This window comes from Bacteroidota bacterium, assembly GCA_018266755.1.
GTDB lineage: Bacteria > Bacteroidota > Ignavibacteria > Palsa-1295 > Palsa-1295 > JAFDZW01.
Genome location: JAFDZW010000007.1, coordinates 192,626 through 202,143, shown reverse-complemented (window position 1 = coordinate 202,143; position 9,518 = coordinate 192,626). Strand labels below are relative to the sequence as shown.

Here is a 9,518-nt window from a genome sequence, read left to right as displayed (position 1 = left end):
CTTCGACGAAGAGATCGAGGAGAACACGCTGGCCACGAACGATTGCTACATCGCCGATGGCAGCGGCCACGGCGGCCTCTCGACCGGTGCGCTCATCGCACGCGATGGTATCGAGATGACCGTCTGGACCGATCCGAACTATGGAGCAGTCAATTCAAGTACCACTGCCGGTTTGTATCTACATGATCCTTACACCACCAGTGCGGCCGGATATTACGGTCTCCTTAACGAGGGAAGTATTATCTTCAATGCAAATGGGCTGGAACTGGACGTTACGCCGTCTTCCATCTACGGCCATACCCATCTCTACACGTTCCCGGTTTCCAGGTTCGATGTTGCTTCGGGTGTAACCGATGGGGGAAAGGTAAACGTTGGCCCAGGCGGTCTCTGGGACTTCTTTGGGGCGGCTTCGCCGAGCAAGCTCGTTCCGGGCGTAACCACGCTCACCGGATCGTCAAGCGGGCCTACATATGCAGGGCTCACTGTTCACGGAGGCGCGATCTACCCCGGGCAGTCGATCACCGGCTCGTACGCTGACGTCGAAATATTCTACGAACAGAATATCTCGCCCATGAATACGACGACGACCGCCAATAGCAACAAGACCGGACTGTTTGAGATTCTTAATGATGGGAATTCACTTGACTACTGCAAGGTAAATGCCTATGTACCTCCAGTGAGTAGTTTAATTCTTGATCAAGTTGTGATGAAGATTCTGGGAATCAGCACAGCTTCCTACCCAACCACATCTCTAAGTAGCTATTATACAGACTACACTAATTCGGGGACGGGCGCAGCGACTATCCAGTACAATGTGCCTGGATATACCACCGCACCGAGTTTTGCCGCATTCTACGGCGGAACGTCATCCAGGACGGATTTCAGTATAAACGAACCCATCAACGGTAGCTCAATATCGAACATGACGTTCGATAACTTCTTCCTACCGATCATCGTAAACAGAAGCGCATCGCTCTCTTCCGACTACGGTGGGGTAACCATATCTGGAAATACGTTTGAGCATTATTCAGGTATCACAGTGCCGCCGGGATTCTTGATTTGTGGTATTTCGGTGATCAACTGCAACACACCAACGTCGTATAAATCACTTTGGATTGATAATAATGTGTTCGCCACGTCTAACACGAACTTACAATCCGCGATTTTCCTCGAGAATACAACTGGAAACGTTGTTAGCAATGTGATTACGGCATCGGGATGGAGATTTGGTATTCAGAACATTGGATCTACAACAATCACACCCGTGCCCAAGACCAAAGCATACTTGTGTAACAATATCATTCAAAATGCTAATCATGATGGTATCGTATCAAGTTTTTATGAGGGGTACATAAAGCTGTGCAGGATATCAGGCTGCGATGAAGGTTATAGCAGTGGTGTGACTGACAATCCAAAAATCATATTCTCTAGTCTTCTTTCAAACACGAACACAGGTCTGGAATCAGCATCTAATACCTCGTTTATTGATCTATCCGGATTACACGGTTCGATCTCTGGTAGTGATGACGCCGCCGCCTTCGATACTATTCAGTCAAATGCAAGTGGTCTATCATCATCGGGTGTAGGCCAGGTGTCGTTGGTGAACGGCGGCTATGTGAAGTACAGCAATGATAATCCTGTCGTAAGTTGGTGGACGCAATGGGGACGCAACAACACGATTGCTTCGTCCGGCGATCCGCTCCTGATCTCAACTGTAAGTGGGACTGCTGCGCTTGGACTTATCGATAATAATTACTGGGGAGGAGATGATCCATCAACAGCAACAGGTACGCAACCTGGCGCAATGTCTTGGGATGGTACGAACACAAACAGTAACGGCATCTCCTTTACCGCCGACTCTGGAGGAACGCTTTTTTCACTTCAAGGGCGCCCGTTCAGTGTGGATTGTGGTGGTGCGTTTACTTCTAGCCATGGAATAGGTGACGACCAGCCCACGAAAGTGCAGAAGGTAGTGGACCTTGACTCTTGTCAACGCTTGAAACAGTGGGAAGCCGGTCAGCCACAAACCGAGGAGGAATACCAAATGCGATATGACTCTCTCAAACGATATGTTGAATCATGCGCCTCAACTGATTCGATGTCTTATCAAGCGTTCGGGTTTCTCTATGGGTCTGTCAGTAATATTCATACGGATGATTCGACCAGGTGGAATTCCTTTAGAGAATGGCTCATCTCGGTTCTATACCTGAATACTACGAATCCGCACTATTTCTGCGCATGCCTCACTACAATGATCGGGACATACGGCGTTGAACCGTACCGGATCGCAAACGCCGGAATAGCCATTGAGAAATTCTTGATAGCCGATTCAAACTGCGACGATCAGGGGTTGCGCGATCAGCTTCAATTTGATATTGATGCACGATACAATACTTGGCTTCGCAACGGAGCGGTTCCGGGTCAGTTAGATACGATCGATCCGAGCCTTGACACGCTTGGTCTTGGCTTCCTACTGACACGTTCGGTGAACGACCCATTGCCATCTGTAGCAGGACTCGGATTGGGTGCGTGCAGTAGTTCGCCAAATCCGTTCACGCAGGAGCTTGCGGTGAACTTCATGCTCAACCGCATGACGTACGTGACCGTCTCGATCTACGACCCATTGGGACGCATGGTATGGGGTGACGGCAAGGGCCGCTCACTCGATGCAGGGGTGCATACCATCCGCATCGATGGCACCGGCTTGCCGAGCGGCACACTCTACGCCCGCATCTCGACCGGCTTTGGTGAGGTGAAGACGGTGAAGCTCGTGCATCAGGAGTAGTAACGAGTCGAACGTAACGAGTAACGAGCGGGGCGGCTTCGAGAGGAGTCGTCCCATTGCATCCTATATTAGTATGATCATGCACATTACACTGACACTTGCCGCATTGCTTTGCTTCATCCTGCGGCCGCTCTCAGTTAACGGGACCGGCAACTCCAGCATTGGGGATGTCTCGAACAACTACTGGGGTGGGGCCAATCCGTGCACTGCCACTGGTACGCAGCCTGGTTCGATGTCTTGGGACGGTGCGCACACTAATAGCAACGGCATCTATTTCGACTGTAGTGGCGGCTCGAACTTGACCACCTGGCAAGCCCACTCATTTAGTGTTGACTGCGGCGGCGGATTCTCACGGATTGGTTCAGGAGGAGCGCCGGAGCCGCAGCGCATCGAACAGCCACTCAATGAAGATTCGTGTCAGCGTTGGCGCTTATTCGAGGCCGGTGATGCAGTTGGGGAGACAGAAAACCGAATGCGTTTTGATAGCCTTAAACGGTACATAGAATCCTGTGCGGCTACAGACGACCAATCGTACGATGCGTTCACGTACCTCGGGCACGCATTAGCGAAATTCGACACGGATGACTCGACCAGATGGAATAAATACAGGGAATGGTTGATTTCTGTCGTTTTTCTTAACAAGACAAATCCATACTACTTCTGTGCTTGTGTAGGCGCGATGGCTGCGACATACGGCGTTGAACCGTACCGCATTGCGAACGCAGGAATGGCAATTGAAAAATATTTGCTCTCTGATTCGAATTGCGCGTCACCTGGCCTTCGACAGCAGTACGAATTCGATAGTGTCGCTCGCTTCGACGCTTGGCTCCGTGGCGGTGCCATCCCCGGCCAGCTCGATACTGTACTACCCAGCCTCGACACGCTGGGTCTTGGCTTCCTGCTGACACGGCGAGCAATCGAATCGGGTCAGAACCTCTCGGGCATCGGGCTCGTCGATTGCTCCGGGAGTCCGAATCCGTTCTTGAACGAAACCGAACTCTCATTCACGCTCAATCGCATGACCTACGTGACGGTCTCGATCTACGACCCATTGGGACGTATGGTATGGGGTGACGGCAAGGGGCGCTCACTTGATGCAGGGCTACATACCATCCGCATCGATGGCACCGGCTTGCCGAGCGGCACACTCTACGCCCGCATCTCGACCGGCTTCGGTGAGGTCAAGACGGTGAAGCTCGTACATCAGGAGTAGTAACGAGTTGAAAGTAACGAGTAACGGGCGGGGCGGCTTCGGGAGAGGCTGCCCCGTTTTGTTTGGTGGTGGCTTTGAGAGAGCGGGCGAGGCGTGCCTCGCCCCTACGGGTGGGTGGTGGCGTGGGGATGCTGCGGCTCTGCGGAAGGGATTCTTCGGCTGGCGCCTCAGAATGACAGGTGTGCGAAAGAAGGACGGACTGAGAGTCCGTCCTACTGCCTATGCATTACGTCCGAAGGACCGAATGACGCATAGCCCACGATTTCAATCGTGGGCGGGGGTCGTGGGTAGCTGTGTCTGCATAGGACTATCGACTATTTCCTGCAACACGACATCCCGTGTATAGTGTTGAGAATTACAGGCCGGATCAATTGATGGGCACCATTGGAATCCGAAGAACTACTATACTATTACGCATTGTCGCTTTCGAGCGGGATCGGAGCCGGGAGGCTTGTGGCGATCCGCACATACTTCGGCGATAGCCGCAAGGCGTTCGAAGCAAGCGCGCGCAAGCTTGCCGCTGTGCCCGGTGTCGGGAAGGCGACGGCTGAAGAGTGGTTCTCATCGCGCGACGAGAATCTCGAGCGCGCAACACGCGATCTTGCTGCATTGCCCCAGACTGCCGGCATCATGACATTCTTCGATGCCGATTATCCCGACTCGCTGCGCAGCATTTTCAACCCGCCCGCTCTGCTGTGGCTCAACGGCGAACGCGCGTTGTTGCAGGCAGAGCGGATGGTTGCCGTCATCGGCTCGCGCCGCATCACCGACTATGGCAAGCGTGTGACGAAAGATATCTGCACCGATCTTGCCGGAGCGGGCGTGACCGTCGTGAGCGGCCTCGCGCTTGGCGTTGACAGCGCGGGCCATCGTGCGGTCTTCGATGCAGGCGGTTCGACGATCGCTGTGCTTGGCTCGGGTATCGACGTGATCTATCCGCCGTCGAACAAGTCGTTCGCTGCAGAGCTTGTGCGCTCCGGCCGTGGGCTTGTCATCTCCGAGCTTCCGCTCGGCACGAAACCCGATGCGAAGAATTTCCCGTGGCGCAACCGCATTGTTAGCGGCCTTTCGGCTTCGACCGTTGTCATCGAAAGCGATGAGAAAGGCGGCTCGATGATCACGGCGTCGATCGCACTGGACCAAGACCGCGACGTCTTCGCGCTTCCCGGCGATGTTGACCGCCCGATGAGTCGCGGACCGAACCTCCTCCTCGCCGAAGGCCGCGCAAAGCCATTTCGCAATGCGCAGGATATCCTCAAGAGTCTCGGCTGGATCTCCGACGGTTCGAACGAACGCAGCAAAGCCGAGATCAAGAAGCATGCCGAACATCTCAGCGGAGATCAGAAGAAGCTCTATGACATCCTCACGACTGCCGGAGAGCCACTGTATATAGATACGATCATCGAACGCTCCGGCGTTGACGTGCAGACCGTACTGGTCCGTTTGCTAGAGCTGGAGTTCAAAGACCTCATCCGCCAACTCCCCGGCAAACACTTCACAGCGATCTTCTGAAAATATAGGTCACCGTTTTGTGACCTGAGGTGTCAGTTAGGGTAGTAGCTCCAACCAGAGTAGGACGGACTCTCAGTCCGTCCCCGTTCGGACTACGCGATCCTTCATAACAGCAGCAGGATCCATGCCGAGCAAAGAGGCATGCAGACACTGTTGACAATGCGGTGATGGGTACAGGTACGAAACACATCCTTCTCGTTCTCTGCGCGCTTGCTTTCGCGTCACACGCATTCGCGCGCCGCGGCGAGCCAAACGTGCTGGCAAACGGCTACTATGCCGTTGACTCCGAGGACGATGCGCCCGAGCCGTGGAAGGTCCGATACTCGTTCGTCGACACGACCTACCAGCCGTCGAGTTGGATACGCATCCAATCGGGTCCGAACCAACGACGCACGCGAGCGGGTAACTACTACTTTTGGCGACCCGATCAAGTCGGCAACCCCAACATGGACACGACGAACAATTGCCTCGCCGGGCCCATCCCGATCGGCTTTGCGTTCAACTTCTTCGGCAAGAACTACGACAGCATCACGATCTCCTCGAACGGCTACATCGGCTTTCTCGGCTCGGCCCTTGGCTATGGGCTCCAGTCAACCCCCGCCGGAAAGCTGCCGATGTATGCCGAGCGTAACGACGCCGCAGACTTCACCGCGTATCCTTCCTACGGACCGAAAGCGATCATCGCTGCGGCGTTCGCGGATCTGGATATGATCACGGGTCACGATTCGACGAAAGTATTTGTCCGGCAAAGCCCTGCGCATGATACATTCTATGTGAGTTTCTATAACGTGAGGATTCGCCCATCGGCGCCGAACTATATCCTCGCCGGTTGGGGTAACGACAAACTCTATCTGCAGCGGTTGCAGATCGTCCTGACTCGCGCTGACCAAAGTATTGCCATTAACTACGGATCATTTATTGGTGCGCTGCGCTCGCTTCCGATCGCATCATCGGCTCGCATGTTCCAGCGAAACGCTACGATTGGCGTGCTCAACGAGTCGGCGACACAATACACATCGTTTCTCGCGGGCACGCATCTGACCAATGGCCGCTATGATGCGACAGCGAACACAACATGCGGATCGTGTAACGGTTGGTTGCCTGACTCTGGCGGTTATGCGATCCGCTTCAAACGCTGGCGCAATATCGTGCGCGCAAAGTCGGTCGATATGCCAACACGCAACTTTGAACTGTGTTTGGGAAATAACCTGCAGCCACAGGCAACATTTCAGAACGTTGACCTGAACCAGCACAGCTTCTCCTTTGCCGCGCGATTTACCAATGCCACTACGGGTGCAACGTTGTACGGTCAAACGGACACGATGCTCGGTCTCATTCGCCAGGAAACGAGAACCACAACGGCAGCGAACTTCCCCCTCTACTCGACAAGCCCGAACACGCTTGCCCAGCTCGGGACAATGCAAGTGGCCGTGTTCGCCACCGGCACCGATGCGTACGGCCGCGACCTCGGCGACACATGGCCGTTCGACGATACGGTACGCACCACGTTCTTCGGTATTCGTACGACCGCGACGCCGTTCACCGATGGAAGCGACAACTACGCCATCACTGCACACGGCGCCGTTGCTGACGCGACGAAGTGGGTCTCGCTCGGAGCAAGCGTCGTCGAAGGCAACGATGCAACGTTCGATCCGCCGCCACCGAGGTATGAAGAAGGCCACGGGGTCGGAGTTGACAGCATGCTCGATCCCGTCGTGAAGCTCGACCGCTTCGATGCGAACGGACTCGCATACATCGGCGCGAATGTCGGAGATACACTCACGAGCATGCCGATCAACCTGGCGAATCAGACCAAGGCAACGCTTTCCTTCGATTACCAGCGTACCGGCAAGATGGACTTCCCACTGTACTGGGATGGCGATGTGCTCTACGGACCGGAGAATACGATCGTGTATTCGTCTGCGTACCCAACGGTGCCACATGTCGCTCGCGTGGGCGATTCACTCATCGTCGAACTCAAGGACCCCACACAACCCGCCTGCAACCCGAGCGCAAGCTCATGGCGGCGCGTCTATGCCATCGACGGCGGCAACGACTTGGAGTTCAAACATGTCAGCATTTCGCTCGACAAGCTGAAGGTCGGCAGCCAATCATACTTCACGAATAACTTCCGCTTCCGCATTCGACTCAAAGCGAACGACAATGGTGCTGGTCTGCCCGACGACGACGGCGATCCCTTCTATATAGATAATCTCTACCTCGCTGTGCCGCGACTGCCGGAGATCGAGGTGATGTGGGCGCGAGTCGTCACGCCATACACCAAGATGCCGCAAACGCAGATGACGCAGTTGCCGGTGTATGTGCACCTGAAGAACATTGGCGCACCAGTTGGAATTGGTTTTCCAGTCACGGTGCAGATCAGCGATCCGACCGGCAAACAAGTCTACTCGAGATACACGACGCTTGGCACGATCGCAGCGAACGCCGACACAACGCTCGCCATGCCGCCGTGGGACGCCTCGAAGATGACGACAGCCGGTTTGTACCGCGTTCGAGCATTCATCGCATCGAACTACGACGAGCATCCCGAGAACAACACGACCTACTCCGACTTCTACCTCCCGCTCGCCGGCCCCGGCGAACCCGAGGAGTTCGCGTACGACGATGGCGTGAACGACATGCCGACGACGCCAATGGTGGATCTTTCGGCATCTGCGGCTGGGGGTGCCAGCATCGTATTCTATCAACCCGGACGAGGGATCGGCTTCAATCAACTCTCGGGAAGTTTTGCGATGAAGTTCGAGACAAACACGACTGACACGATCGAGGGCATCCGTCTCTTCTTTGCGAACGGCAATCAAAGCGACGATCCGATCGGTTTGTGCATTCTGCGAGGCTCACCCGATAGCTGCATCCCGTTACCCGACACGGTTGCTCACGCTGCGATGCTGGACGTTCGCAAAGGGCAGCTCTTCGATCAGTACTGGCCATATTACTTCCCGCGACCGGTTGTGTTGCCGCCCGGCACGTATTGGGTCGTGGCATCTCAACGTGGGTTGAACAACTACTTTCTTGGCGGAACACGCAAGAGGGGTGGTGCACGCATCACGCTGACCGATCCGCAGGTACCGGTGATGCAGCTTGCGAATTCCAGTGCATATGGAACGAGCCTCCAGCCTGGCGAGAATACCGGCTCACTCGCGTGTCGATTCGCAATGGAAGATGTAGCAGGTGCGAACACCTTTTGGACACCGCTCCTGCTCGACACCGGATTCAATGCCTCTGCGTACCCTGCGGCATTCTCGAATTTCCTGCAATGGGGCACCTACATCTGCAACCCTTGCACTTCCGGTTGGTCCGGACCCTCATATTGGAATTACGCCGGCACATACTACCCGATGATCCGCGCGGTCTTTCATACACCATCAAGGTTGCCGGTGGAGATGCTCTACTTCCATGCGCGCGAAGACAACGGCAAGGCACTACTTACATGGGCGACGGCGGAGGAGCACGATAACCGTGGCTTCATCGTCGAACGCCGTCGTAACGATGATCTCGATGGGCGTTTCGAGAACATCGGCTTTGTCAGTGGAAGCGGATCGACGTCGAACGCAAGCGGTTACACCTTCACCGATGGCAATGTCCATGAGGGAACATACATATATAGATTGCGTCAGATCGATCTCGATGGTGGCGAGCACGTGTCTTCGACTACGGAAGTAACCATCACGTCACAACCCGGCCTATCGCTTGAGATCTTGCAACCCATTTCTACAACCGTGCAGCCGTCGATCAGAATACGCTGCGAGGAGGGAATGCTCGCTCAGCTACTATTATATGATGTAACAGGCAGGGTTGACCGGACGCTGTTCACGGCTCAGATGCAAGCCGGGGTTACAACCATTCGATTCGATGGCCGTGATGATCAAGGAAACCTACTGCCGTCCGGCACATATCTCGTTCGCCTTACCACTGGTGGTATTTCCCTGACGAAAAAACTGATAGTAATCCGTTGACCACTGTCATCATATTCTGTGGTTAACGTCT

General features: G+C 54.8%; 4 protein-coding genes. All 4 read left to right on the top strand.

Annotated elements, in window-relative coordinates; genetic code table 11:
• Window positions 1-2,785, top strand: a 2,785-nt coding sequence (locus JSS75_14210; protein MBS1904856.1) for a T9SS type A sorting domain-containing protein, incomplete at its 5' end; no start/stop codon positions are given.
• A gap of 79 nt (window positions 2,786-2,864) precedes the next feature.
• Window positions 2,865-3,998: a T9SS type A sorting domain-containing protein gene (locus tag JSS75_14205; GenBank protein ID MBS1904855.1), complete on the top strand. Its 1,134-nt coding sequence runs from the start codon at window positions 2,865-2,867 to the stop codon at window positions 3,996-3,998.
• 384 nt (window positions 3,999-4,382) lie between these two features.
• Window positions 4,383-5,510 (top strand): DNA-protecting protein DprA, encoded by a 1,128-nt coding sequence (dprA, locus tag JSS75_14200; GenBank protein MBS1904854.1) that lies wholly within the window; start codon window positions 4,383-4,385, stop codon window positions 5,508-5,510.
• A gap of 167 nt (window positions 5,511-5,677) precedes the next feature.
• Window positions 5,678-9,487: a T9SS type A sorting domain-containing protein gene (locus JSS75_14195; protein MBS1904853.1), complete on the top strand. Its 3,810-nt coding sequence runs from the start codon at window positions 5,678-5,680 to the stop codon at window positions 9,485-9,487.
• Window positions 9,488-9,518 lie beyond the last annotated feature (31 nt).